This window comes from Variovorax xiamenensis (assembly GCF_050916385.1).
GTDB lineage: Bacteria > Pseudomonadota > Gammaproteobacteria > Burkholderiales > Burkholderiaceae_C > Variovorax.
The window spans coordinates 308,227-333,620 of the sequence record NZ_CP139038.1; the positions used below are offsets into that span (position 1 = coordinate 308,227).

A 25,394-nucleotide genomic window follows, 5' to 3' on the forward strand; every position below is an offset into this window, starting at 1 on the left:
CGCCGCAAGAGCCGAAAAGAGCAACAAGAAAACACGAGACAGACAACGCATGAAGCCCTCGATCTCAAGGCGCGCCGTTGTAGCGGGCGGCGCCGCCCTGGCCCTCGGCCCCGGCCTGCTGCGATCCGCACGCGCGGACAACGGCGTGACGGACACCACCATCCGCATCGGCCAGTCGGCCGTGTTCAGCGGACCGGCGAAGGACTTCGGCATCGACTACCGAGCGGGCATCAAGCTGTACTTCGACCGCGTCAACAAGTCGGGCGGCGTGAACGGCCGCAAGATCGAGCTCGTCACCTACGACGATGCGTACGACCCCGCCAAGACGGCCGTCAACACCGCGAAGCTGATCGACGAGGACAAGGTCTTCGCGCTCACCGGCTACGTGGCCACCGGCAACCTCGCGGCGGCAATGCCGCTCGCCGAGAAGGCCGGCGTTCCGATGTTCGCGCCGCTGGTGGGCACCACCTCGTTCCGCACCAAGGTCAACCGCTACCTGTTCCACGTGCGCGCGGGTTACGACCTGGAATTGCGCAAGATCATCAGCCACCTCTCGACCATCGGCATCCAGTCGATCGCGGTGGTCTACCAGGACAGCGCCTTCGGCAAGTCGAACCTCGCCACCTGCGAGGAACTGGCGGCCGACTACAAGGTGAAGGTGCTCAAGACATTCCCGCTGGCCATCACGGCCGAGGATGCGAAGCAGGTCGTCACCGGCCTCGCGGAGGCCAGGCCGGGCGCGGTCGTGATGATCATGGCCGGGCGCATGGTGGAAGTGTTCATGCACGACTACCGCGCCAATGCCGTCGGCGCGCCGCTGTACACGCTCTCGGTCGGCATCACCGATGCGGCGGGCTCGGCCAAGCGGCTCGAAGGCAAGCTCGCGGGGCTGGTCACGGCCAGCATCGTGCCGCCCCCGCAGGCGCAGCGCGTGCCCATCGTGGCCGACTACCAGCGCGACCGCGCGGAGTTCGGCGAGAAAATCGACAGCTACACCGCGCTGGAGGGCTACATCGTCGCGCGCGTGATGGTCGAGGGCCTGCGCCGCGCCGGCAAGACGCCCACGCGCGACAGCTTCATCGCAGGCCTGGAGAGCATCGGCAGCACGCGCTTCGGCGATTTCCCCATCGAGTACAGCGCGAAGAACCACAACGGCTCGACCTTCGTCGATCTGGAGATTTACGCCCGTGACGGCCAGTTGCGGCGCTGAGCCGCTGCGCCTGCAGGTCAACGGGCAGGCGCAATCGATAACGGGCGTGCCGCGCGAGGCGACGCTGCTGCACCTGCTGCGCAACGACCTGGGGCTGAACGGCCCCAAGTACGGCTGCGGGCTGGGGCAGTGCGGTGCGTGCACCGTGCACGTCGACGGCGTGGCGGCGCGCTCCTGCGTGATTCCGGCACACGGCGTGGCGGGCCGCGCCATCACCACGCTCGAAGGGCTGGGCTCGCGCGGCGATTGGCATCCGGTGCAGGCCGCGTTCGAAGAAGCACAGGCCGCGCAGTGCGGCTACTGCCTCAACGGCATGGTGATGCAGGCGGCCGCGCTGCTGGCGCGTGACCCCGGCGCGAGCGAGGCACGCATCCGCAGCGAGCTGTCGGGCAACCTGTGCCGCTGCGGCACGCACATCGAGATCCTCGATGCGGTGCAGCGCGCGGCGGTGCGCATGCGCGAGCAAGCGGCCCCATGACGCGCCGAGCCGATCTTCCGCGCACGCGCGCCGAATTCCTCGCTTCAGACGGCGTGCTGCTGGTGGTGCGCGAGACGCCGGCCGCGCCGGCGCCCGCCAAGGGCCAGCCCGCTTTCGTCGCCGGCAATCCGCTCGAGGGCGATGAAGTGCTGCTCGCGGTATGGGACGACGGCAGCGCCTCGGCACTCAACGGCCACGTCGACCTCGGCACCGGCATACAGACAGCGCTCGGCCAGATCGTGGCCGAAGAACTCGACCTCGGCATGCCCTGCGTGCGCGTGATGCTCGGCGACACGGCGCGCGCGCCGAACCAGGGCGCGACCATCGCCAGCGCGTCGATACAGATCCATGCACAGCCGTTGCGGCTTGCGGCGGCGCAGGCGCGTGCCTGGCTGCTGGCGCGCGCGACCGAACGGCTCGGCGTGGCCGCGGATGCGCTGCAGATGCGCAACGGCGTGGTGCGCGTCGCCGAGGCGCCGGACCGCCACATCGCATATGCCGAACTGGTCGCCGGGCAGCGCACCGTGTTGCGCCTCGACCCGCAGGCCAAGCCCAAGGACCCGGCGGACTATCGCGTCGTCGGCACGCGGCAGGCCCGTGTCGACATCCCCGCCAAGCTCGCGGGTGAGCTCGTGTTCGTGCACGACATGCGCGTGCCCGGCATGCTGCACGGCCGGGTGGTACGCCCGCCGTATGCGGGTGCTGATCACGGCGAGTTCATCGGCAACACGCTGGAGTCGGTCGACGAGTCTTCGATTGCGCACATTCCCGGCATCCGCGCGGTGGTCGTCATCCGCGACTTCGTCGGCATCGTGGCCGAACGCGAGGAGCACGCCGAGCAGGCCCTGCGCGAGCTGCGCGTGAAGTGGAAGCCGTGGCCCGGCATGCCCGACCTGGGTGACCTCGCACAGGCCTTGCGCGACAACCCCTCGACGCAGCGGCTGCTCGTCGACGAAGGCGACGTCGACGGCGCCATCGCATCGGCGGCGCAGCCCATGCACCGCACCTACGTGTGGCCGTACCAGATGCATGCGTCCATCGGCCCCTCGTGCGCGCTGGCCGAATGGCAGCCCGCCGACGGCAGCGGCATGCAGCTGCGCTGCTGGGCCGGCTCGCAGAATCCGCACGTGCTGCGCGCCGATCTCGCGAAGCTCATGGGCGTGGAGGACGTGCAGGTCGACGTGGTCCGCATGGAGGCCGCGGGCTGCTACGGCCGCAACGGCGCCGACGACGTGGCCGCCGATGCGGCGCTGCTCGCGCGCGCGGTGGGCGCGCCGGTGCGCGTGCAGCTCACGCGCGAACAGGAGCACGCGTGGGAGCCCAAGGGCGCCGCGCAGCTCATGGAGATCGACGGCGGCCTCATGGCCGACGGCAGCGTCGCCGCCTACGACTTCGAGACCTCGTACCCGTCGAACGGCGCGCCCACGCTGGCGCTGCTGCTCACACGCACCATCGAGCCGGTGGCGCAGGCCTTCGAGATGGGCGACCGCACCGCGCGCCCGCCCTACAGCTACGACAACCTGCGCGTGAAGGTCAACGACATGGCGCCGATCGTGCGGGCCTCGTGGCTGCGCGGCGTGTCGGCGCTGCCGAGTTCGTTCGCGCACGAGTCGTACATCGACGAACTGGCGACGGCTGCGGGCATCGATCCGGTGCAGTTCAGGCTGCGCCATCTGGAGGATCCGCGCGCCGTCGAGCTGGTGCAGGCCACCGCGCAGAAGGCCGGCTGGCGCATGCGCACAGGGCCGCAGGAGAACGCCGACGGCGGACTCGGCGAGGGCGGCGACATCCTCTTTGGCCAGGGCTTCGCATACGCGCGCTACATCCACAGCAAGTGGCCGGGCTTCGGCGCGGCATGGGCCGCGTGGGTGGCCGACGTGGAGGTCAACCGCAGGACCGGCGAGGTGCACGTGCGCCGCGTGGTCGTGGGGCACGACGCGGGGCTGCTGGTCAATCCGGCGGGCGTCGAGCACCAGGTGCACGGCAACGTGATCCAGACGACGAGCCGGGCGCTTAAGGAGCGGGTGCAGTTCGCGCCGCAACAACAGCAGCAGAAACAGGAAGGCACGGCGACTGGCGCTCAGCTGCCGGGCGTGCTGCCCTCTGGCGTGGTCGCGAGCCGCGAGTGGGGCAGCTACCCGATCATCAACTTCCGCGAAGTGCCGGTGATCGAGGTGATGCACATGCCGCGGCCGGGCGAGCCTTCGCTGGGCGCAGGCGAGTCGTCGTCGGTGCCGGGCACTGCGGCGATCGCGAACGCGATCTTCGATGCGACGGGGGTGCGGTTCAGGGCGCCGCCGTTCACGCCGGAGACAGTGCTGGCTGAGTTGAACCGCGGCTCTCTTCCTCCACCGCCAACCGAGGGCGAGGGAAACGCGAATGGCGACGCTGCGGTGCCTCCATCCGGACCAGCTTCCAGCAGCGAAGCAAGGAGCCAAGCAGTCTGGCCGCGTCGAAAAGGCGTGTGGGCCACTGGAGCGGCGCTCGTCGTCGGCGGCATCGGCGTCATCGCAGGCCTGCTCGGCTGGCGTTCCGCCATCGCGCCCGTCTCGCTCACGGCGCCGATCTACAGCCAGGCCACCATCGAGCGTGGCCGCGTGCTCGCCGCCGTCGGCGATTGCGCCGTGTGCCACACCGCGCCCGGCGGTACGGCCAACGCGGGCGGGCGCGCCATGGACACGCCCTTCGGCACGCTCTACACGACCAACCTCACGCCAGATGCCGAGACAGGCCTCGGCCGCTGGTCCTTCAGCGCCTTCCAGCGCGCGATGCGCGAGGGCGTCTCGCGCGACGGCCACTATCTGTATCCCGCGTTCCCGTACACAGCCTTCGCGAAGACCAGCGACGACGATCTGCAGGCGCTGTATGCGTACTTCATGTCGTTGCCTGCGGTGCGCGCGGAAACGCCGAAGTCCGAACTCAAGTTTCCGTTCAGCGTGCGGCCGCTGATGGCGGGCTGGAACGCGCTCTTCCACGATCCGGCGCCGATGCAGCCCGTGGCCACGCAGAGCGCGGAGTGGAACCGCGGCGCCTATCTGGTCAATGGCCTGGGGCATTGCGGCGCCTGCCACACGCCGCGCAATGCGCTGGGTGCGGAGCAGGGCGGCAGCGCGTTCCTCTCGGGCGCGATGGTCGATGGCTGGGAGGCGCCTGCGCTCACGCAACTGGCGTCGAAGTCGGCGGTGCCGTGGGATGCCGACGAGCTTTACCGCTATCTGCGCAATGGCCACACGCAGCGTCACGGCATCGCGGGCGGGCCGATGGCCGAAGTCGTGCGAGAACTGGCGCAGGTGCCGGACGAGGACATCCGCGCGATGGCGACCTACCTCGGCTCGTTCAATCCGGAGCCGGCCGCACAGCCCTCCGCCGTGGCGCAGAAGGTCGTGGACAACGCGGCGCGCACGCAGGGGCAACTGCTCGGCCCCGCGCAGCGCATGTTCGACAGCGCGTGCGCGTCCTGCCATCACGACGGCAACGGCCCCACGCTGCTCGGCGTCAACACGCCGCTGGCGCTCAACAGCAACCTCACCAGCGCACGGCCGGACAACCTGCTGCGCACCATCCTCGATGGCGTGCGCGAACCGGCGAGCCGCGATATCGGCTTCATGCCCGGCTTCCGCGAAGTGCTCGACGACCGGCAGATCGCCGAACTCGCCGGCTACATGCGCGCACGCTTCGCGCCGCAGGAGCCTGCGTGGAACGACCTGCCCGCCGAGGTGGCGCGCGTGCGCGCATCGAAGCACTGAGGCAGGTCGTAAACAAGGAAGGTCGAGCCGGCCGCGCAGCCTGTTTTCTCCGTGCGCCGCTACGATGCAACGTAGCAGCCACATTCATCACGGAGACACCACGCCATGCCGCTCGATCTTTCGACTTCTTCCTGCCTGCCCAGCGACGCCGGACGCGCCACCCTCGTTGGACGCTTGTGGCAACCCGGCGTGGGCCCCGTGCTGGTGGCAGTTCACGAAGGTGGCCTGCACGACCTGTCGAAGCTTGCGCCCACGATGAGCGATCTTCTCGAGGGCAACACGCCGCCTGCAGAAGCGGTTCGGGGCGCGTTGAAGAATGCACCGCGCATCGCTTCGCTCGACGAGGCTCTTGCCAACAGCGACGAGACCGCGCGCGACACGGGCAAGCCATGGCTTCTCGCGCCGTGCGACCTGCAGGCCATCAAGGCAAGCGGAGTCACATTTGTTGCGAGCCTGCTCGAACGCGTGATCGAGGAACAGGCGCGCGGCGATGCATCGAAGGCCGAGGCCACGCGCGCGGCCATCGGCAGCGTGCTCGGCGACAACCTCGCGGACATCGTGCCGGGCTCGCCCGAGGCCATGAAGGTCAAGGAAGTGCTGATCGCGCAGGGTGCGTGGTCGCAGTACCTGGAGGTGGGCATCGGCCCCGACGCCGAGATCTTCACCAAGGCCCCGGTGCTTTCGGCCGTCGGCACCGGCGCGGACGTCGGCATTCATCCGGGCTCGGTGTGGAACAACCCCGAGCCGGAGGTCGTGCTCGCCGTCAACAGTCGTGGCCAGACTCTGGGCGCGGCGTTGGGCAACGACGTCAACCTTCGTGACTTCGAAGGCCGCAGTGCGCTGCTGCTGGGCAAGGCGAAGGACAACAACGCCTCCTGCGCGATCGGGCCTTTCATCCGCTTGTTCGATGAACACTTCGGTATTGCGGACGTGCGGCGCATCACCGTCGGACTGGAGGTGACGGGGCCCGAGGGCTTCATGCTGGAGGGGTCGAGTTCGCTGTCGAAGATCAGCCGCGATCCGCTCGACCTCGTGGCGCAGACGGTAGGAAAAAATCACGCTTATCCGGACGGCTTCATGTTGTTTCTCGGAACGATGTTCGCGCCGACACAAGATCGTCATGGGCCTGGGCAAGGATTCACGCATGTTGTGGGAGACCGCGTGCGCATTGCCGCACCGGAACTTGGTGCACTGGTCAATCGCGTAGTACATGCGGACAAGGCACCGATGTGGACTTTTGGTATCAGTGCGTTGATGCGCAATCTCGCCGCGCGCGGTTTGCTGTGATCGGCATGTAGACGTTCCGTTTGAGTTTCGAAAAGGGGTGTACTCCTTAGTAATTCATACGCGTCGTGTTGCAATCTGTTGCTGTTGACCGCATCACTTGTTCCCCTCAAGATTGCTGCTGTTAAGAAACGTTTGAACGAGGGGAGTAGAGGTTGGCGCAGAGCGAGATCGATCTATTGCAGGAGCCCGTGGAAGGCCCGCAACCTTGCGGTGAAGACCTGGAATACGACCCCGATTTCATGGCGTTGCATCAGGCGACAGCGGGCAAGCGCGAGCAGCAGTTCGGCTCGACGATCATTCCCGCCGAGCCGCCCGACTGGGCCCGCGTGGAGCGCATCGCGAAGCAGCTTTGCACGCGCACGCGAGACCTGCGCGTGCTGGTGCCTCTCACTCTGGCCTGGACCGAGAACCGCGGCCTGCCCGGTTATGTGGAGGGCCTGCAGCTCGTCGACGTTGTGCTTCAGAAATTCTGGGACGACGTGCATCCGCGCGTTGTCGACGACGGCTTCGAAGACCCGCTGCCGCGCATGAATGCGCTGGCTGCACTGGCCGAAGCCGAAGGACTCGGACGCAGCGTGCGCGATGCGCGGCTGCTCGACGACGGTGGCGCATCGATGAACCTGCGCCAGGTCGAGGCCTTGCTCGATTCGAGCAAGACCGACCATCAGATCGATTACCCGGGCGGTATCGGCCGGCTGAAGGACACGGTGCGGCGCGCGCAGGAGAAGGCGGCGCCTCCGGTGGTGGCGTTGCGCGCGGCGCTGGAGTTGCTGCAGCGCATTCGCGAGACCTGCGAGCGCGCTCTCGGACAGAGCTGGGCGCCCGACTTCTCGCGGCTCGAACGCTCGCTGCGCACTGTTGCCCAACTGTTGCCCGAGCAGGCGCAGGTCGAGGAGGCGGCGGCAGGCGAAGCCCACTCCGGAGCCGAACCGCAAGGCAGTGGCGACGGCGGGGTCGTGGCGAATGGTGCCGCCGGCGGTACTGCAGCAAATGGCGGTACCGGCCTACGTCAGGTACTTATTAAGGATATTGAAATATCGAGCCGTGAAGATGTGCAGGTGTTGCTCGAAAAGGCTTGCCAGTTCATGGAACGCACGGAGCCCAGTCATCCGGCGCCCATGCTCATACGCAGAGCGCAGCGGCTGCTGGACCTCAACTTCTTCCAGATCATCGAAGAGCTCGTGCCAGAGGGATTGCAGAAGATTGAGAGCCTTGCAGGACGTCCGTTGAACGGGGGCAGCACGGAGTAGCAGGCGGAGGCCGTTGCGGGCCCCGCGAGCCGGGAGGCCGGTCGGGGTCGTACCCACACGCATTACAGATTCAAGAGGAAGCTTATGGCAGACAACCGTGTCAGAAACAGTGGTCAGAAGTTCATCGCGCGCAATCGCGCACCGCGTGTGCAGATCGAGTACGACGTCGAGATCTACGGCAGCGAACGCAAGATCCAGCTGCCCTTCGTGATGGGCGTCATCGCCGACCTCGCGGGCAAGCAGATCGACCCGATGCCCGACCTCGCCGAGCGCGAGTTCATGGCGGTGGACATCGACAACTTCGACGAGCGCATGAAGGCCATCAAGCCGCGCGTTGCCTTCCAGGTGCCCAATACGCTCACCGGCGACGGCCAGATGAACGTCGACATCACCTTCGACAGCATGGACGACTTCTCGCCCGCACGCATCGCCCGCCAGGTCGACGCGCTGCAGCAGCTGCTCGAAGCCCGCACCGAGCTGTCGAACCTGCTGTCGTACATGGACGGCAAGAACGGCGCGGAACAGCTGATCGCGCAGGCACTGCAGAACCCGGCACTGCTGAAGTCGCTGGCGTCGGCACCGAACCCTGCCGTTGCAAAGGCGGTGGAAGCCGCGAACGAAAAGGCCGGCACGCCCGGCACGTCTTCCGAATAAGCGCGAGCAGCAGCAAGGACCGCCACCATCATGAGCACCGCCCCCAAACAGACCACCGCGCGCGCACCGGCCTCCGTGGAAACGCTGGAGCCGAACGAGTTCTCGAACCTGCTGCAGCGCGAGTTCAAGCCCAAGACCGACCAGGCCCGCGAGGCCGTGGAAAACGCCGTCAAGACGCTGGCCGTGCAGGCGCTGGAGAACACGGTCACCATCTCCAACGATGCCTACCGCTCGGTGCAGGCCATCATTACCGAGATCGACCGCAAGCTCTCCGAGCAGATCAACCAGATCCTGCATCACGAGGACTTCCAGCAGCTCGAAGGCGCATGGCGCGGCCTGCACTATCTGGTGAACAACACCGAGACCGACGAGCAGCTCAAGATCCGCGTGATGTGCGCCTCCAAGCGCGAAGTCGCGCGCTCGCTCAAGCGCCACAAGGGCATCGGCTGGGACCAGAGCCCGCTGTTCAAGAAGATCTATGAAGCCGAGTACGGCCAGTTCGGCGGCGAGCCCTTCGGCGCGCTGATCGGCGACTTCCACTTCGACCACAGCCCGCCCGACGTCGAGATGCTCGGCGAAATGGCCAAGATCGCCGCGGCCGCGCACTGCCCCTTCATCGCGGGCGCATCGCCCACGGTGATGCAGATGGACTCGTGGCAGGAACTGTCGAACCCGCGCGACCTGACCAAGATCTTCCAGAACACCGAGCACACCGCATGGCGCTCGCTGCGCGACTCGGAAGACGCGCGCTACATCGGCCTGGCCATGCCGCGCTTCCTGGCTCGCCTGCCGTACGGTGCCCGCACGAATCCGGTCGACGAATTCGAGTTCGAGGAAGAGACCGATTCGGCCGCGCACAACCGCTACACCTGGGCCAACTCGGCCTATGCGATGGGCGTGAACATCAACCGCTCGTTCAAGCAGTACGGCTGGTGCACCTCCATCCGCGGCGTCGAATCGGGCGGCGCGGTCGAGAACCTGCCCACGCACACCTTCCCGACCGACGATGGCGGCGTGGACATGAAGTGCCCGACCGAAATCGCCATCAGCGACCGCCGCGAGGCCGAGCTCGCCAAGAACGGCTTCATGCCGCTGGTGCACCGCAAGAACTCCGACTTCGCGGCCTTCATCGGCGCGCAGTCGCTGCAGCTGCCGGCCGAGTACTACGACGCCGACGCCACGGCCAACGCGAACCTCGCGGCGCGCCTGCCGTACCTGTTCGCATGCTGCCGCTTCGCGCACTACCTGAAGTGCATCGTCCGCGACAAGATCGGCTCGTTCCGCGAGCGCGAGGACATGGAGCGCTGGCTCAACGACTGGATCATGAACTACGTCGACGGCAGCCCAGGCACCTCGTCGCAGGACACGAAGGCAATGAAGCCGCTGGCGGCAGCGGAAGTCCAGGTGGAAGCCATCGAGGACAACCCCGGCTACTACGCCGCCAAGTTTTTTCTCCGGCCGCACTATCAGCTCGAAGGGCTGACGGTGTCGTTGCGGCTGGTTTCGAAGCTGCCATCCAACAAGAAGGACAGCAGCTAATCCAACGGCGTTCCGGAATCGGGCGCAAATAACTCTGGGGGTTTAAATCATGGCAGTAGACATGTTCATGCGCGTTGAAGGCGCGAACGGCGAATCGAAGGACTCGAACCACAAGGAATGGTCGGACATCAAGTCGTTTGCGTGGGGAGCAACGCAGCCTGGCAACATGGTCAGCGGTGGTGGCGGTGGCGTTGGCAAGGCCAGCTTCAACGACCTGCAGGTTCTGGCGCGCATCGACAAGGCGGCTCCGTCCGTCATGAAGAACTGCGCCAGCGGCAAGCACCTGAGCAAGGTGGAGGTATCGGTGTGCAAGGCGGGGGGCTCGCAGATCGAATACACACGCGTGACGCTCGAAGAAGTGCTGGTGACGTCGGTGCAGTACACGGCCGAACAGGGTTCTGACGCCGTGTTCGTGCAGTACGCCTTCCAGGCCGCGAAGGTGAAGCAGCAGTACTGGGAACAGACCGACAAGGGCGGCAAGGGCGCCGAGACGGTTCTGGCCTGGAACATCAAGGAAAACAGGGAGTCCTGATCTCCTTTTCCCGATGCGCGGCCGGCCTTTCGGGCCGGCCGCGACGTTTTTCCCGACGGCCTCCACGGCCGTCCTTCGCACAGCGGCCTTCCCGACAACGTTCGCGCCGCGTGCCAGCCAGTCAGCGAGGAAGCTTCATGGGCGATGGGTTTGCAGTACTGGGCGAGCGCTCAGTGGCCGAGCACACCGAATGGGTACAGCGGCAGATCCGCGCCAATCCCCAGAATGCAGGCTTGCGTCTTGCCTTGTGCCACTTCCTCGCGTTGCGCGGAGAGTGGCAGCGGGCCGAAGACCAGCTCAAGCTCGCCACCAAGCTGGACCCGACTTTCACACCCGCCAGCGTCACCTGTTCGATGGCGCTTTCGGGCGAACGCCACCGCAGCGACTTCTGGTCGGGCGGGCGCGCTCCGGCCATCGTCGGCGGCAACGCCGAATGGGTCGAGCAACTGATCGCCGCGGCAGCCTTGCCGGCAGATCGCGCCGAAGAGGCCGCGGCCCTGCGCGAGAACGCGCGGCAGGCCGCGCCCGCCTTGCGCGGCAAGCTCACCAGCGTGGACCGTTCCGATTCGCGCGCCGTGCAGGCGCTCGACGGCGAGCCGGTGCAGCACAGCGATTTCGAATGGCTCTGCGACGGCGACGTGCGCATCGGCACCGTGTTCGAACTGCTCACGCCTTCGGGCTACGCATGGCTGCCGCTGACCGAGGTGCGCCGTGCCAAGTTCTCCCGGCCGCAGCACCTCGTCGACCTGCTGTGGGCTCCCACCGAATTCGAGCTGCATGACGGTCGCGCGCTCAACGGCCTGGTGCCGGTGCGCTATCCGGGCCAGCTCGAAGGCCTCGACGACGAGGCCGCGCTGGGCCGCCGCACCGACTGGCTGCCGCTGCCCGGCGAAGAGCAGTACGCCGGCCTGGGCCAGCGCACCCTGATCAGCGAGGCCGGCGACCATTCGCTGCTCGACCTGCGTCTCATCGAGTTCTCGCGCGAGGGCGGCGCCGGATGAGCGGAATGATGGACACCGACGGCGACCAGCAGGAAAGCGTCGCGCGCGACCGCCTGCAGCCGGTGCTGCTCGACCGCCTCACCGACAAGGCGCCGCAGACCCGGCAGGAGCGCGCGGGTGCCTTCCTCATGAGCGGCAGGCTGCTGCGCGACTCGGTGCTGCGCGACCTGCAGTGGCTGCTCAACACCACCAACTTCGGCGCCGAGCACAACATCAACACCATGCCGCGCGCGCGCCGCTCGGTGCTGAACTTCGGCGTTCGTGGCTGGGCCGGCGGGCGCATGTCGGAGGTCGACTTCGCGGACGTCGAGGCGGCCATCCGCGCGGCCATCATCGACTTCGAGCCGCGCATCATGAAAGACAGCATCGACGTGCGCTGCGTGACCGACGCCACCGATCTCGAACACCACAACCTGCTCGCGCTGGAGATTCGCGGCACGCTTTGGTCGGTGCCGTACCCCATCGAATTCATCCTGCGCTCCGAGCTCGACCTCGAAAGCGGCCACATGGTTCTTCGGCCCACCGGAGGCCTCTGATGGACGCACGGCTGCTCGACTACTACAACCGTGAGCTCACCTACATGCACGAGCTCGGGGCCGAGTTCGCGCAGCGCTATCCGAAGATCGCGGGCCGCCTCGGCATGCGCGGTATCGAGGTCAGCGATCCGTATGTGGAGCGCCTGCTCGAAGGCTTCAGCTTTCTCACCGCGCGCATCCAGCTCAAGATGGATGCCGAGTTTCCGCGTTTCTCGCAGCGGCTGCTCGAGGTCGTGTACCCCAACTTCCTCGCGCCGCTGCCCGCCATGGCCGTGGTGCAGATCGACGGCAACCTCAACGAAGGCTCGCTGAAGGCCGGCTACGAACTGCCGCGCCACACCATCCTGCGCGGCCGCATGATCAAGGGCGAGCAGACGGCCTGCGAGTTCCGCACGGGCCATGCCGTCACGCTGTGGCCCATCCGCATCGCCGAGGCCGGCATCGGGCCGGTGCCGGCCGAGATCGCGCATGCGATGCCCATGGTCGCGCGGCAGGCAAAAAGCGCCATCACCATCAAGCTCGAGGCGGTCGGCGGCGCGCGCTTTGCCGACATGCCGCTCGACCGGCTCGAATTCTTTCTCTCGGGTGCAGAGCTGCACGCGCTGCGCGTGCTCGAGCTCGCCACGCACCACGGCGTCGGCGTGGTGTGCCGCAGCGGACCGGGCACCACGGCGCGCATCGTGCCGCTGGGCGACGAGGCCATCAGGCACGAGGGCTTCGAGCCCGACCAGGCGCTGCTGCCCTACGACGCGCGCTCGTTCCAGGGCTACCGCCTGCTGCACGAGTACTTCGCCTTTCCTGATCGCTACCTGTTCTTCAGCGTGAACAAGCTGCGCGCGGCGGCCGCGGCCATGAGCGGCACCACGATGGAGATCGTGATCCTGCTCGACCGTGCCGACGCCGACCTCGAGCGGCTGGTGGATGCCAAGCACTTCTCGCTGTTCTGCACGCCCATCATCAACCTCGTGCCGCGCCGCAGCGACCGCATTCCGGTGGGGCCGGGCCAGCACGAGCATCACGCGGTGATCGACCGCACGCGGCCGCGCGACTTCGAGATCTTCACCGTCGAGCGCGTCACCGGCCACATGGCCAACGGCTCGGAAGAGCGCGAGTTCAGGCCCTTCCTCGGTTCCTTCGCGGCGGACGACGGCGACTTCGGCGCCTACTTCTCGCTGCGCCGCGAGCCGCGCCTCGTGTCGGACCGCGCGCGCGCCCAGGGCACGCGCACCAGCTACACCGGCAGCGAGGTCTACGTGTCGCTCGTCGACCAGCACGACGCGCCGTTTCCGCACAGCCTGCGCCACATCACGCTCGATGCGCTGTGCACCAACCGCGACCTGCCGCTGCTGCTGCCGACCGGGCTCGAATCCGACTTCACGCTGCGCGTGTCCGCTCCGGTGCGCTCCATCCGAATCCTGCGTGGGCCCTCGCGGCCTTACCCGGCGCTGGCCGAGGGCGCGCTCACGTGGCGCCTCATCAGTCACCTGGGGCTCAACTACCTGAGCCTCACCGACGTCGACCCGACGCAGGGCGCTGCCGCGCTGCGCGAAATGCTCGACCTGTATGGCAACCTCGCCGACCCTTCGGTGCGCCGCCAGATACAGGGCGTGCGCTCGATGGCTCTGGCGCCGGTGTTCCGCCGCCTGCCTGAGCCCGGCCCGATCGTGTTTGGGCGCGGTGTTGAGATCGCGCTGAAGATCGACGAGGTCGCGTTCTCCGGCGCGAGCCCGTATCTCTTCGGCGCGGTGCTGGAGCAGTTCTTCAGCCGCCACGTGTCGCTCAACGCGTTCACCGAATTCGCGCTGGCCAGCCTCCAGCGCGGCGAAATCGCGCGCTGGACCCCGCGCGTGGGACGCCGCCCAGCCGTATGAGCGAAACCGGCTTCACCGACGCGGTGCAGCAGCACCAAGAGCAGCAAGAAGCCTTGCCGGCCGGTCATGCGGACGAAGCCTTGCTGGACGCGGCTGGAACCATCGCCGCTCGCGAGGCAGGGCAAGGCGCGCAGGCGCCCGCGCGCGGCATTCCGCAGGCCGACCCGGTGCTCTGGGCCAGGCTGCTCGAGCAACCCTTCGAGCATGACCTCTTCATGCTGCTGCGCCGCCTCGACGCGCATGACGACCATCCGCTGCTGGGCCGCGCGCCGCGCCCGCTCGATGAGCCGCTGCGCCTCGGGCAGGAGCCCTCGATGGCCTTCGCGCCCTCGAACGTGTCGGGCGTCGAGGCCGATGGCGACGGTCCGCCCCGCATCTCGATCTACGGCTTCGGCCTTTTCGGACCCAACGGACCGCTGCCGCTGCACCTGACGGAGTACGCGCGCGAGCGCAAGCGGCATCACTCCGACAACACCATCAGCGCGTTCGCGGACCTGTTCCACCACAGGCTCATCCTGCTGTTCTACCGGGCCTGGGCCGATGCGCAGTCGGTCAACAGCCTGGACCGCACCGACGGCCACCGCTTCGTCGATTACGTCGCGAGTCTCATGAACATGGGGCAGCCCGGCCTCAAGGAGCGCGACCGCATCGCCGACCATGCGCGCACCTTCATGGCGGGGCACCTCGTGCGCCAGACGCGCAACCCCGAGGGACTGATCCAGATCCTGCGGCTCTACTTCGACGTGCCCGTGCGCATCGAGGAGTTCGTGAGCGACTGGGTGATGATCGACGAGCGCCAGGTCAGCCGCATCGGCCTGCTCGGGCGCAACCACCGTCTCGGCGGCGGCGCCACCATCGGGCTGGCCGTGCGCGACGCGCAGAGCAAGTTCCGCCTCGAACTCGGGCCGCTCTCGCAGGAGGAATACCGCCAGTTCCTGCCGGGCAGCAAGCGGCTGCAGCAGGTGGTCGACTGGGTGCGCCAGTACGTCGGCATCGAGTTCGCGTGGGAGCTGCGGCTCGTGCTCAAGAAAGAGGACGCGCATGGCATGCAGCTCAACAGCAACCAGCGACTGGGCTGGGGCAGCTGGCTCGGCACGCGCCTCTCGGACACCGACGCTGGCGACATGCTCTTCCAGCCCGAAGCATTGTTTTCCCGTTCCGCATCGGCGGCTCCTACCGATGCATCCCTTACCCGGTCTTCCGCGAAATCGCGCGAGATGCCCACGACATGACCGCATCACGGTCCTTTCGGGAAACACCGTGGAACCGGCTTTGCCGGGCCGCCGGTGTTGCCCCCTGCAAGGGGGTTGGCGTAGCGACACGAAGTGCGCGAGGACTGGGGGTTAGTTCAAACCTATGACCGACATTCGCCGCGTCTCTCTGTTCTCCAAGCTCAATCCGATGCTCTACAAGGCATTGGAGACCGCCACCGCCTTCGCCAAGCTGCGCGGCAACGCCTACGTCGAGCTGGTGCACTGGCTGCACCAGATCCTGCAGCAGCAGGACAGCGACATGCTGCGCATCATCAAGCGCGCGGGGCTCAACCTCGATGCGGTCGAGCAAGACCTCGTGCGTGCGCTCGACCGGCTGCCGCACGGCGCCACCTCGATCAGCGACATCTCCGAGCACGTCGACAACGCCGTCGAGCGCGCATGGGTCTATGCAAGCCTGCGCTTCGAGGCCACCTCGATCCGCGGCGCCTATCTGCTCGCGGGCATCATCAAGACGCCAGGGCTGCGGCAGGTGCTCTCGGGCATCTCGCGCGAGTTCGACAAGATCGTGCCCGACGTGCTGGTGGCGCAGCTGGCCTCTTGGACCGAAGGCTCGCCCGAGGACGACTTCGACGCAGCTCCAGCCGGCGCTGCCGCCGGAGCACCAGCCGCGGCGCATCACCAGGGCGACGGCCCCGCCGCGGGCGGCTCCGCGCTCGCCAAGTACGCGAGCGACCTCACCGCCAAGGCGCGCGCCGGCGAACTCGACCCGGTCTATGGCCGCGACGACGAGATCCGCCAGATCATCGACATCCTGATGCGCCGCCGCCAGAACAACCCGCTGCTGACCGGCGAGGCCGGCGTCGGCAAGACGGCGGTGGTCGAAGGCCTTGCCTCGCGCCTTGCGTCAGGCGACGTGCCGCCTTCGCTGAAGGACGTGTCGCTGTGGGTGCTCGACCCCACGCTGCTGCAGGCCGGCGCTGGCGTGAAGGGCGAATTCGAACAGCGGCTGCGCCAGGTGATCGACGAAGTCGAGAAGAGCCCCAAGCCCATCGTGCTTTTCGTCGACGAAGTGCATACGCTGGTGGGCGCGGGCGGCCAGGCCGGTACCGGCGACGCGGCCAACCTGCTCAAGCCGGCGCTCGCGCGCGGGCGGCTGCGCACCATCGGCGCGACCACCTGGTCGGAGTACAAGAAGTACATCGAGAAGGATCCGGCGCTCACGCGGCGCTTCCAGACCATCCAGGTGCACGAGCCCACCGAGCCCAAGGCGGTGCTGATGCTGCGCGGCATCTCGGCGGAGCTCGAGAAGCACCATGGCGTGCTCATCCTCGACGCTGCGCTCGAAGCGGCCGTGAGCCTGTCGCACCGCTACATTCCCGCGCGCCAACTGCCCGACAAGGCCGTGAGCCTGCTCGACACGGCATGCGCGCGCGTCGCGCTGAGCCAGCATGCGCTGCCAGCCGCCATCGAAGACCTGCAGCGCCGAATCGAGGTGCTGGGCATCGAGTCGGGCATCGCGGGACGCGAGGCTGCCATCGGCGTGGGCGAACACCAGCGCGTGGAAGACATCGCGGCGCAGGTCGCGCAGGCGAAGGTCGAGCTCGAGGTGCTGGAGAAGCGTCGCGTGGAAGAAAGCGCGCTGGTCGAGCGCATCGTGGCGCTGCGCAAGCAGCTCTCGCCGGCGGCCGTGCCGCAGACGCAGGCAGAGGCATCGGACGCCGACGATGTCGAAGCAGCGAACGTCGACGTGGACCCCGACACGCCTCCCGTCGAACCGCAGCGCACGCCCGACGAGATCCGCGCGGAACTCAACGAGGCGCAGGACAAGCTCTCGCAGCTGCAGGGCGAATCGCCGCTCATCCTCGCGGCCGTCGATGCACAGGCCGTCGCCACCGTGGTGGCCGACTGGACCGGCATTCCCATCGGCCGCATGGTGCGCGACGACGCGCAGTCGGTGCTCAAGCTCGGCGAGATCCTCTCGGCCCGTGTGGTCGCGCAGCCCGATGCGCTGGAGACCATCTCCCGCCGCATCCGCACCGCGCGGGCACGGCTGGACAACCCCAACAAGCCCGTCGGCGTGTTCCTGCTGTGCGGCCCTTCGGGTGTCGGCAAGACCGAGACGGCGCTCGCGCTCTCCGAAGCGCTGTACGGCGGCGAGCAGAACCTCGTCACCATCAACATGAGCGAGTTCCAGGAGTCGCACACCGTCTCCACGCTGAAGGGCGCGCCGCCCGGCTACGTGGGTTATGGCGAAGGCGGCGTGCTCACCGAGGCCGTGCGCCGCAGGCCCTACAGCGTTGTGCTGCTCGACGAGATCGAGAAGGCGCACACCGACGTGCACGAGATCTTCTTCCAGGTCTTCGACAAGGGCTGGATGGAAGACGGCGAAGGCCGCCACATCGACTTCCGCAACACCGTGATCATCATGACCTCCAACGTCGGCACCGACCTGGTCATGCAGCTGTGCGAAGACCCGACCCTGCGCCCCGACCCCGAGCCGCTGGCCGCCGCCTTGCGCGAACCGCTGCTCAAGGTGTTCGCGCCCGCGCTGCTCGGCCGCCTCGTTGTAGTGCCTTATTACCCGTTGCATGCTGAGGCATTGCACCGCATCATCCGCCTTCAGCTCGATCGCATCGCGACACGCCTCCAGGCGAACCACGGCATCGCACTGGCCTACGACGACAGCGCCGTCGAACTCGTCGCGCGCCGTTGCACCGCCATCGAATCGGGCGGCCGGATGATCGACGCGATCCTCACGCACACGATCCTTCCGCGGCTGAGCGAGGAAGTCATCGGCGCCACGGTCAGTGCGCGCAAGCTGAGCGGCGTGCAGTTGAGCGCCGCGGGCGACGACTTCCGCTACGAGTTTTCCGAAGCCTGAGAAGTACAAGGAGACAACCCCATGGCCAGAGTCGTTCGAGCCCACACACCGCTGGATGAAAGCCAGCTGCTGTTTCGCTCGATGCGTGGCACGGAAGGGTTGTCGCAGCTGTTCGAGTTTGAAGTCGACCTGCTGAGTCCCGATGCCGGCATCGACCTCAAGTCGATGCTCGGCAAGCCGCTGGTGCTCGAGATCCAGACGGCCGTGGCCGGTTCACCGCGCTTTCTCAATGGCCAGATAGTGCGTTTTGCGGCGGCAGGACGTGAGGGCGGCACCTCGCGCCACACGGTCTACCGCGCCACTGTGCGCCCGTGGCTCTGGTACCTGACGCGTTCGAGCGACAACAAGATCTTCCAGGACAAGTCGGTGGTCGAAGTCATCGAGGAGGTGTTCTCCGACTACGGCTTCGCCTATGAGAACAAGCTCTGCGAGAACTACCGTCAGTGGGAGTACTGCGTGCAGTACAACGAGAGCGACTTCGCCTTCGTGAGCCGTCTCATGGAACTCGAAGGCATCTACTACTACTTCAAGCACGACAGGAATCAGCACACGCTGGTGCTGGCCGACGACCTCAGCGCGCACGAGCCGATGCCGGGGTACGAGACCGTCGACTACTTCGCGGCAGACCGAGACATCAGCGAGGATCTGGAGGTCATCCGCGAATGGCAGCCCAGCGAAGAGATCCGCTCGGGCAGCTACACCGTCAACGACTTCAACTTCACCACGCCGAAGGGCGACCTTTCGAACGTGCGCGCCCAGCCGAGGCAGCACGACCACGCCGACCACGAGATATACGAATGGCTCGGCGACTATCCGTCGCCCGGCGACGGTGAGCACTACGCGCGCGTGCGGCTGGAAGAAGTACAGGCCCTCGCGCAGCGCAGTGCGGGCCATGCCACCGTACGCGGCATGGCGCCAGGCTACAGGTTCAATATGCGCAATTCGCCGCGCGGAGAGGACGACCAGGAACACTTGGTCGTTGCCGTTTCGTACGGCTTGCGCGAAGGCGGCTATGCGAGCGGTGCTGAGCCGGGTGAATACGATTTCAACTTCGTGGTGCAACCTACAGCGCTGCCGTTCAGGGCACCGCGTCAGACACCGCTGCCGCGCATGGGCGGACCGCAGACGGCGACGGTGGTAGGCCCCGAAGGCGAGGAGATCTGGACGGATGAATACGGTCGGGTGAAGGTGCAGTTTCACTGGGACCGGTATGGCCAGAGCAACGAGAACAGCTCGCGCTTCGTGCGGGTGTCGCACATCTGGGCGGGGGAGAGGTTCGGGGGAGTGTTCACGCCGCGCATCGGGCAGGAGGTGGTGGTGGACTTCATCGGCGGCCGGGTGGACCGACCGGTGATCGTGGGGCGCGTGTACAACGCCGACCAGATGCCGCCGTTCGCGCTGCCGGGCGAGGCGACGAAGAGCGGGGTGGTGACGCGTTCGAGCAAGGGCGGTTCGCCGGCGAACGCGAATGCGCTGGTGTTCGAGGATGCGATGGGTGCGGAGCAGATCCTGCTGCATGCGGAGCGCAACCTGGACACGGAAGTAGAGGCGGACGAGACGCACACGACGGGAGCGACGCGCACGACGCTGATCAAGGGGCACGAGTCGGCGACCTACGAGTCGGGCGAGGAGCGGCATATCACGGCGGGGGCAGTGGAGACCATCGACGGTGGCGAGGAGCGCACGGTGACTGGGGGCGCGACGGAGACGGTGACGGACGGCGAGAAGCGCACGATCACGGGCGGCGCGACCGAGACGATCACGGGGGGGGAGACCCGCACGGTGAACGGCGGCATCGTCGAGACCGTCAACGGCAGCGTGCAGCTGACGGTGAACGGCAGCACGATCCGGCTCGTGAGCGGCTCGGATATCCGCATCGTGGGCGGAGGGCGCATCGAGATCGTCAATGCCGTCGACACGAAGATCGTCCTCGGCCCCGACACGACCGTCGTCACTGGTCCCAAGATCGTGGACGCGCCCACGATCGTGCACAACGCCACCAACTACACGCTCAACACGAGCAACTACACGTTGAATGCCGACGTGATCGTCTACAACGTGCCGGACCACACGGTGAATACGGACAACCATTTCCACTGGCGCGAGAAAAACTATCACGCGTCATGGGTGAAGAAGTCCCAATTCACGGCGCAGGCCTACGACATCTACGCAATCAAGGTAATGCTGTCAGTGACGACCTTCACTTCGCTCAACGGGATCTTCGTCAACATGGCGGTGGTCAACTCCAACGAGAACATCTGGCAGAAGAAGATCGCGTTCGCCGATCTGAAGATCGTGGGCAAGCATCTGTCGAAAGGCGCTTTGCGCCTGGCCTACGGGGCGTTCTGGGTCCGCGGTAACTGAAGCGTTGGACGCGACGAAGAAGAACTTTTCGTCGGCTTCCGGGAAAAGGGCAGGAGAAGGAAAAGAGCACAAGGAGACACATTCATGGCCAGAGTCGTACGCGCACACACTCCTCTCGGGGACGACCAGTTGCTGTTCCGCTCGATGCGTGGAACGGAGGGCCTGTCGCAGCTGTACGAGTTCGAGGTGGATCTCCTGAGCCGGAATCCGACGGTCGATCTCAGGTCGATGCTGGGCAAGCCGTTGACGCTGGAGATCCTCACCGCCGGCCAGAAGCCGCGATTCCTGGATGGCCATGTGGTGCAGTTCTCCGCCGTCGGCCGCGAAGGCGGCACCGAGCGCCATACCGTCTACCGGGCCTCGGTGCGGCCGTGGTTGTGGTACCTCACGCGTTCGAGCGACTGCAAGATCTTCCAGAACAGGACAGTGGTGGAGATCCTCGAGGAAGTGCTCGGCGGCTACGGCTTTCCGTTGGAGAACAGGCTCTGCGGCAGTTACCGCCAGTGGGAGTACTGCGCACAGTACAACGAGAGCGACTTCGCCTTCGTGAGCCGACTCATGGAGCTCGAGGGCATCTACTACTACTTCAAGCATGAGAACGGCCGGCATACGTTGGTGCTCGCCGACGACGAGAGCGCGCACGAGCCGCTGCCCGACTACGACTGCATCGACCATTTCGCCGTCGACCGTGACATCACCGAAGACATGGAAGTGATCCGCGAATGGCAGCCGGCCGAGGACCTGCGAAGCGGGCGCTACGTGGTGGACGACTACAACTTCACCACTCCCAAGGGCGATCTGATCACCGTGCGCAGCCAGCCTGGCGGCTACGACAACGCCGACCACGAGATGTACGAATGGCTCGGCGACTACCCTTCCGCGGGCGACGGCGAGCACTATGCACGCATGCGCCTGGAAGAGGCGCAATCGCTGGCGGTGCGCGGTGCGGGGCGCTCCACGGTGCGCGGCATGGCGCCAGGCGGCACGTTTGCCCTGCGCAACGCACCCCGTGGCGACGACAACCGGGATTACCTCGTGATCGCCGTGTCGTACGTGCTGCGCGAAGGCGGCTATGCGAGCGGTGCGCAGCAAGGCAACTACGACTTCGACTTTATCGTGCAGCCGGTGGACAAGCCGTTTCGCGCACCGCGCCAGACACCGCTGCCGCGCACGGGCGGACCGCAGACGGCGACGGTGGTAGGGCCCGAAGGCGAGGAGATCTGGACGGATGAATACGGTCGGGTGAAGGTGCAGTTTCACTGGGACCGGTATGGCCAGAGCAACGAGAATAGCTCGCGCTTCGTGCGGGTGTCGCACATCTGGGCGGGGGAGAGGTTTGGGGGAGTGTTCACGCCGCGCATCGGGCAGGAGGTGGTGGTGGACTTCATCGGCGGCCGGGTGGACAGACCGGTGATCGTGGGGCGCGTGTACAACGCCGACCAGATGCCGCCGTTCGCGCTGCCGGGCGAGGCGACGAAGAGCGGGGTGGTGACGCGTTCGAGCAAGGGCGGTTCGCCGGCGAACGCGAATGCGCTGGTGTTCGAGGATGCGATGGGTGCGGAGCAGATCCTGCTGCATGCGGAGCGCAACCTGGACACGGAAGTAGAGGCGGACGAGACGCACACGACGGGAGCGACGCGCACGACGCTGATCAAGGGGCACGAGTCGGCGACCTATGAGTCGGGCGAGGAGCGGCATATCACGGCGGGCGCAGTGGAGACCATAGACGGTGGCGAGGAGCGCACGGTGACTGGGGGCGCGACGGAGACGGTGACGGACGGCGAGAAGCGCACGATCACGGGTGGCGCGACCGAGACGATCACGGGGGGGGAGACCCGCACGGTGAACGGCGGCATCGTCGAGACCGTCAACGGCGACGTCCTGCTGATGGTCAACGGCACGGTCGTACGGCTGGTAACGGGTGCCGACATCCGCATCACGGGGAGCGGGCGGCTGGAGATCATCAATGCTCTCGACGGCAAGTTAGTGATCGGGCCGCATCTGACGACGGTGACCGGCACCAAGACCGTGTCCGCGCCGACGATGACCTACAACGCCACCAACTACATCATCAACACCACCAACTACACGCTGAACGCGAACGTGTCGGTGTTCAATACTCCGAGCCAGACCAGCAATGCCGCGGACCAGTCCTGGCTCTACAAGCTGTGGAACGGCATCACCTACAAGCGATTCCGGATCTTCCTCCGGGCGACCGACGTCTACGGCGCCAAGGTTCAGCTCTCGGTGGCCAACACCATGCTCAACGTCGTCTTCGCGAACTGGTCGCTCCAGTTCATCATCGACGCGCCCATCGCGATGAAGACCCTCACGAAGGAACGTCACATCTTCGGATTGAAGATCGCGCAGCCGAGGGGAATCAAGTTCACCCTCAACAAGGCCACGAACCGGAAGTGAAGAGCCGACCCGCCGAAGCCGCAGGAAAGGAAAGCTGCCATGGACAGAATCGTCCGCGCCCATACCCCGCTGGGTGACGACCAACTGCTGTTCCGCTCGATGCGCGGCAGCGAGGGGCTGTCGCAGCTCTTCGAGTTCGATGTCGAACTGCTGAGCACCGATGCCTCGATCGATGCGAAGTCCCTGTTGGGCAAGCCGCTCGCACTCGAGATACGCACCGCGGGCGCACCGCGCTTCCTGCACGGGCATGTCGCGCGCTTCACCGTCGCCGGCCGCGAGGGCGGCAGGACACGCCACACGGTCTACCGCGCGGTGGTGCGCCCATGGCTGTGGTATCTCACCCGCACCAGCAACAGCCGCGTCTTCCAGGGCAAGAGCGCGGTACAGATCATTGCCGAGGTGCTGGATGCCTACGGCTTCGTGTTCGAGAACCGGCTCTGCGCGGACTACCGTGCCTGGGACTACTGTGCCCAGTTCAACGAGACAGACTTCGCCTTCGTCAGCAGGTTGATGGAGCTTGAAGGCATCTACTACTACTTCAAGCACGAGAAGAACCAGCATACGCTGGTGCTTGCCGACGATATCTCCGGCCACGACGAACTGCCCGACTACGCTTGCATCGACTGTTTTGCGGCCGACCGCCCCTTGGAGGACGATCTGGAGGTCATCGACGCCTGGCAGGCCAGCGCCGAGCTGCGCACCGGCAGCTATGCCGTGGGCGACTTCAACTTCACCATGCCCAAGGCCGACATGTTCAGCGCGCGGCAGCTGCCGATCGGTGCGAGCCAGGATGGCCACGACATGTACGAGTGGATGGGCGATTACGCAGCGCCCGGCCAAGGCGAGCACTACGCGCGCGTGCGCCTCGAGGAGGTTCAGGCCCTGTCGGAGCGAAGCGATGGCCATGCCACCGTGCGCGGCATGGCGCCCGGCTGGCGATTCACCATGCGGGGCGCGCCGCGCGATGCCGACAACCGCGAATACCTGCTGGTCTCGGTTTCGTACGACCTCCGCGAGGCCGGCTATGCGAGCGCCGAAGGCCGGGGCCGCTACAGTTTCGGTTTCGTGGCACAGCCCGCGGCCTTGCCCTTCCGTGCGCCGCGCGGCACACCCATGCCGCGAGCCACCGGCCCCCAGACCGCTACCGTGGTCGGCCCCGACGGACAGGAAATCTGGACCGACGAGTATGGTCGCGTGAAGCTGCAGTTCCGGTGGGACCGGCAGGGCCAGTCCAACCAGGACAGCTCGGCCTGGGTGCGTGTATCGCAAGCCTGGGCCGGGGACGGCTTCGGCACGGTGCACGTGCCGCGTGTGGGTCAGGAAGTGATGGTCGACTTCATCGGCGGACGCGTGGACCGGCCCATTGTGATCGGGCGCCTCTACAACACCGACCGCATGCCGCCCTTCGACCTGCCGGCGGAAGCCACGAAGAGCGGCATCGTGTCGCGCTCGACCCCCGGCGGTTCGCCCGCGGATGCCAACGCCATCGTGTTCGATGACATGATGGGGGCCGAGCAGGTGCTGCTGCATGCGCAGCGCAACCTCGACACCGAGGTCGAGGCCGACGAGATCCACACCACCGGCGGCACTCGCACCACGTTGATCAAGGGCCATGAGTCTTCCACTTTCGAGTCCGGCGAAGAGCGTCATATCACCGAGGGTGCCCTGGAGACCATCGACGGCGGCGAGACGCGCACCGTGACGGGAGGTGCGATCGAGCGCGTGTCTGATGGCGAGACGCGCACCATCACCGGCGGCGCCATCGAGACCATCAGCGGCGGCGAGCGGCGAACCGTCACGGGTGGCATCGACGAGACCGTCAACGGCGACGTGATCGTGACCGTCAACGGCGCGGTACTGCGCCTCGTGACCGGCGCCGACATCCGAATCACGTGCGCGGGGCGAGTGGAAATCGTCAATGCCATCGACGGCAAGCTCGTGCTGGGCCCCGACAACACTGTGGTCACGGGGCCCAAGACGGTTACCGCGCCGGACATCACCTACAACAGCACCACGTCCGAGATCAACGTGACGAACTTCAAGCTCAACGCAACCGTGAGCGCCTACAACACCCCGACCCAGGTCATGAAGGGAGACACCGACAACTGGTGGCAGAGAATGATGATGGAGGGCACCAAGCGACAGGCGCTCGCGTATGCCTGGAGTTTCGACCGGTACGGCAACAAGATGCAGTTCTCAGGCGTGAACTGGCTGATCCAGAGCCTGTTCTTGAACATCTCCGGCGTCAACTGGCTGGAGGCCAAGTACAGGCCCAAGCTGAAAGCGCTGAAGAGGAAGAAGAGCGTCGTCACAGCCAACGCGGGCGGAACCGAGTCGACCAGCACCGGGCTGGAGAACAACACATGAGACGCGCGCGATCCGGCCCCGGAAAGCGGCAGACCGAAGGAGTTCT

The 25,394-nt window shown here is 66.6% G+C and carries 16 protein-coding genes; all 16 read left to right on the forward strand.

The window, feature by feature from the left end; translation table 11 throughout:
* The first annotated feature begins 49 nt into the window (after nt 1–49).
* The 16 genes from SFB74_RS01370 to SFB74_RS01445 all read left to right on the forward strand — a co-directional run bounded on the left by SFB74_RS01370 (nt 50) and on the right by SFB74_RS01445 (nt 25,348).
* Entirely contained in the window at nt 50–1,210 is a 1,161-nt protein-coding gene (locus SFB74_RS01370) for an ABC transporter substrate-binding protein (protein WP_432728868.1), read from the forward strand.
* Nucleotides 1,188–1,688, forward strand: a complete 501-nt coding sequence (locus tag SFB74_RS01375) for a (2Fe-2S)-binding protein (protein WP_432728869.1) — start codon at nt 1,188–1,190, stop codon at nt 1,686–1,688. Before SFB74_RS01370 ends, SFB74_RS01375 begins: the two co-directional genes overlap by 23 nt.
* Nucleotides 1,685–5,434 (forward strand): molybdopterin cofactor-binding domain-containing protein, encoded by a 3,750-nt coding sequence (locus SFB74_RS01380; protein WP_432728870.1) that lies wholly within the window; start codon nt 1,685–1,687, stop codon nt 5,432–5,434. Before SFB74_RS01375 ends, SFB74_RS01380 begins: the two co-directional genes overlap by 4 nt.
* Nucleotides 5,435–5,539: 105 nt before the next feature.
* The gene (locus SFB74_RS01385) at nt 5,540–6,721 is read left to right on the forward strand and encodes a fumarylacetoacetate hydrolase family protein (RefSeq protein ID WP_432728872.1); all 1,182 of its coding nucleotides are present in this window, start codon (nt 5,540–5,542) and stop codon (nt 6,719–6,721) included.
* A 152-nt stretch (nt 6,722–6,873) separates the two neighbouring features.
* On the forward strand, nt 6,874–7,971 hold the full coding sequence (gene tssA, locus SFB74_RS01390) for a type VI secretion system protein TssA (protein WP_432728873.1): 1,098 nt from the start codon (nt 6,874–6,876) through the stop codon (nt 7,969–7,971).
* Nucleotides 7,972–8,055: 84 nt separating this feature from the next.
* Nucleotides 8,056–8,625, forward strand: coding sequence for a type VI secretion system contractile sheath small subunit (gene tssB, locus SFB74_RS01395; protein WP_432728874.1), 570 nt, complete (start codon nt 8,056–8,058; stop codon nt 8,623–8,625).
* Nucleotides 8,626–8,655: 30 nt separating this feature from the next.
* Nucleotides 8,656–10,164 carry a type VI secretion system contractile sheath large subunit gene (tssC, locus tag SFB74_RS01400; protein WP_432728875.1) on the forward strand — a complete coding sequence of 503 codons (1,509 nt, stop codon included), beginning with the start codon at nt 8,656–8,658 and terminating at the stop codon, nt 10,162–10,164.
* A 49-nt stretch (nt 10,165–10,213) separates the two neighbouring features.
* Nucleotides 10,214–10,696 (forward strand): Hcp family type VI secretion system effector, encoded by a 483-nt coding sequence (locus tag SFB74_RS01405; protein ID WP_432728876.1) that lies wholly within the window; start codon nt 10,214–10,216, stop codon nt 10,694–10,696.
* Between the two features lie 137 nt (nt 10,697–10,833).
* Entirely contained in the window at nt 10,834–11,697 is an 864-nt protein-coding gene (locus SFB74_RS01410) for a type VI secretion system accessory protein TagJ (protein ID WP_432728877.1), read from the forward strand.
* An 8-nt stretch (nt 11,698–11,705) separates the two neighbouring features.
* Entirely contained in the window at nt 11,706–12,233 is a 528-nt protein-coding gene (gene tssE / locus SFB74_RS01415) for a type VI secretion system baseplate subunit TssE (protein WP_126022556.1), read from the forward strand.
* Nucleotides 12,233–14,104, forward strand: coding sequence for a type VI secretion system baseplate subunit TssF (gene tssF, locus SFB74_RS01420; RefSeq protein WP_432728878.1), 1,872 nt, complete (start codon nt 12,233–12,235; stop codon nt 14,102–14,104). Before tssE ends, tssF begins: the two co-directional genes overlap by 1 nt.
* On the forward strand, nt 14,101–15,336 hold the full coding sequence (gene tssG, locus SFB74_RS01425) for a type VI secretion system baseplate subunit TssG (protein ID WP_432728879.1): 1,236 nt from the start codon (nt 14,101–14,103) through the stop codon (nt 15,334–15,336). Before tssF ends, tssG begins: the two co-directional genes overlap by 4 nt.
* Before the next feature lie 124 nt (nt 15,337–15,460).
* Nucleotides 15,461–18,199 (forward strand): type VI secretion system ATPase TssH, encoded by a 2,739-nt coding sequence (tssH, locus tag SFB74_RS01430; RefSeq protein ID WP_432728880.1) that lies wholly within the window; start codon nt 15,461–15,463, stop codon nt 18,197–18,199.
* Between the two features lie 21 nt (nt 18,200–18,220).
* Nucleotides 18,221–20,563 carry a type VI secretion system Vgr family protein gene (locus SFB74_RS01435; RefSeq protein WP_432728881.1) on the forward strand — a complete coding sequence of 781 codons (2,343 nt, stop codon included), beginning with the start codon at nt 18,221–18,223 and terminating at the stop codon, nt 20,561–20,563.
* Between the two features lie 84 nt (nt 20,564–20,647).
* On the forward strand, nt 20,648–22,981 hold the full coding sequence (locus tag SFB74_RS01440; RefSeq protein WP_432728882.1) for a type VI secretion system Vgr family protein: 2,334 nt from the start codon (nt 20,648–20,650) through the stop codon (nt 22,979–22,981).
* A 39-nt stretch (nt 22,982–23,020) separates the two neighbouring features.
* On the forward strand, nt 23,021–25,348 hold the full coding sequence (locus SFB74_RS01445; protein WP_432728883.1) for a type VI secretion system Vgr family protein: 2,328 nt from the start codon (nt 23,021–23,023) through the stop codon (nt 25,346–25,348).
* The last annotated feature ends 46 nt before the right edge of the window (nt 25,349–25,394 follow it).

Bases quoted from the DNA above. Each gene is read 5' to 3' on its own strand.
- SFB74_RS01435 (WP_432728881.1), top strand. From the start codon at position 18,221: ATGGCCAGAGTCGTTCGAGCCCACACACCGCTGGATGAAAGCCAGCTG.
- SFB74_RS01385 (WP_432728872.1), top strand. From the start codon at position 5,540: ATGCCGCTCGATCTTTCGACTTCTTCCTGCCTGCCCAGCGACGCCGGA.
- SFB74_RS01410 (WP_432728877.1), top strand. From the start codon at position 10,834: ATGGGCGATGGGTTTGCAGTACTGGGCGAGCGCTCAGTGGCCGAGCAC.
- SFB74_RS01370 (WP_432728868.1), top strand. From the start codon at position 50: ATGAAGCCCTCGATCTCAAGGCGCGCCGTTGTAGCGGGCGGCGCCGCC.
- SFB74_RS01445 (WP_432728883.1), top strand. From the start codon at position 23,021: ATGGACAGAATCGTCCGCGCCCATACCCCGCTGGGTGACGACCAACTG.
- tssH (WP_432728880.1), top strand. From the start codon at position 15,461: ATGACCGACATTCGCCGCGTCTCTCTGTTCTCCAAGCTCAATCCGATG.
- tssF (WP_432728878.1), top strand. From the start codon at position 12,233: ATGGACGCACGGCTGCTCGACTACTACAACCGTGAGCTCACCTACATG.
- SFB74_RS01380 (WP_432728870.1), top strand. From the start codon at position 1,685: ATGACGCGCCGAGCCGATCTTCCGCGCACGCGCGCCGAATTCCTCGCT.
- tssC (WP_432728875.1), top strand. From the start codon at position 8,656: ATGAGCACCGCCCCCAAACAGACCACCGCGCGCGCACCGGCCTCCGTG.
- tssE (WP_126022556.1), top strand. From the start codon at position 11,706: ATGGACACCGACGGCGACCAGCAGGAAAGCGTCGCGCGCGACCGCCTG.
- tssB (WP_432728874.1), top strand. From the start codon at position 8,056: ATGGCAGACAACCGTGTCAGAAACAGTGGTCAGAAGTTCATCGCGCGC.
- SFB74_RS01405 (WP_432728876.1), top strand. From the start codon at position 10,214: ATGGCAGTAGACATGTTCATGCGCGTTGAAGGCGCGAACGGCGAATCG.
- tssG (WP_432728879.1), top strand. From the start codon at position 14,101: ATGAGCGAAACCGGCTTCACCGACGCGGTGCAGCAGCACCAAGAGCAG.
- SFB74_RS01440 (WP_432728882.1), top strand. From the start codon at position 20,648: ATGGCCAGAGTCGTACGCGCACACACTCCTCTCGGGGACGACCAGTTG.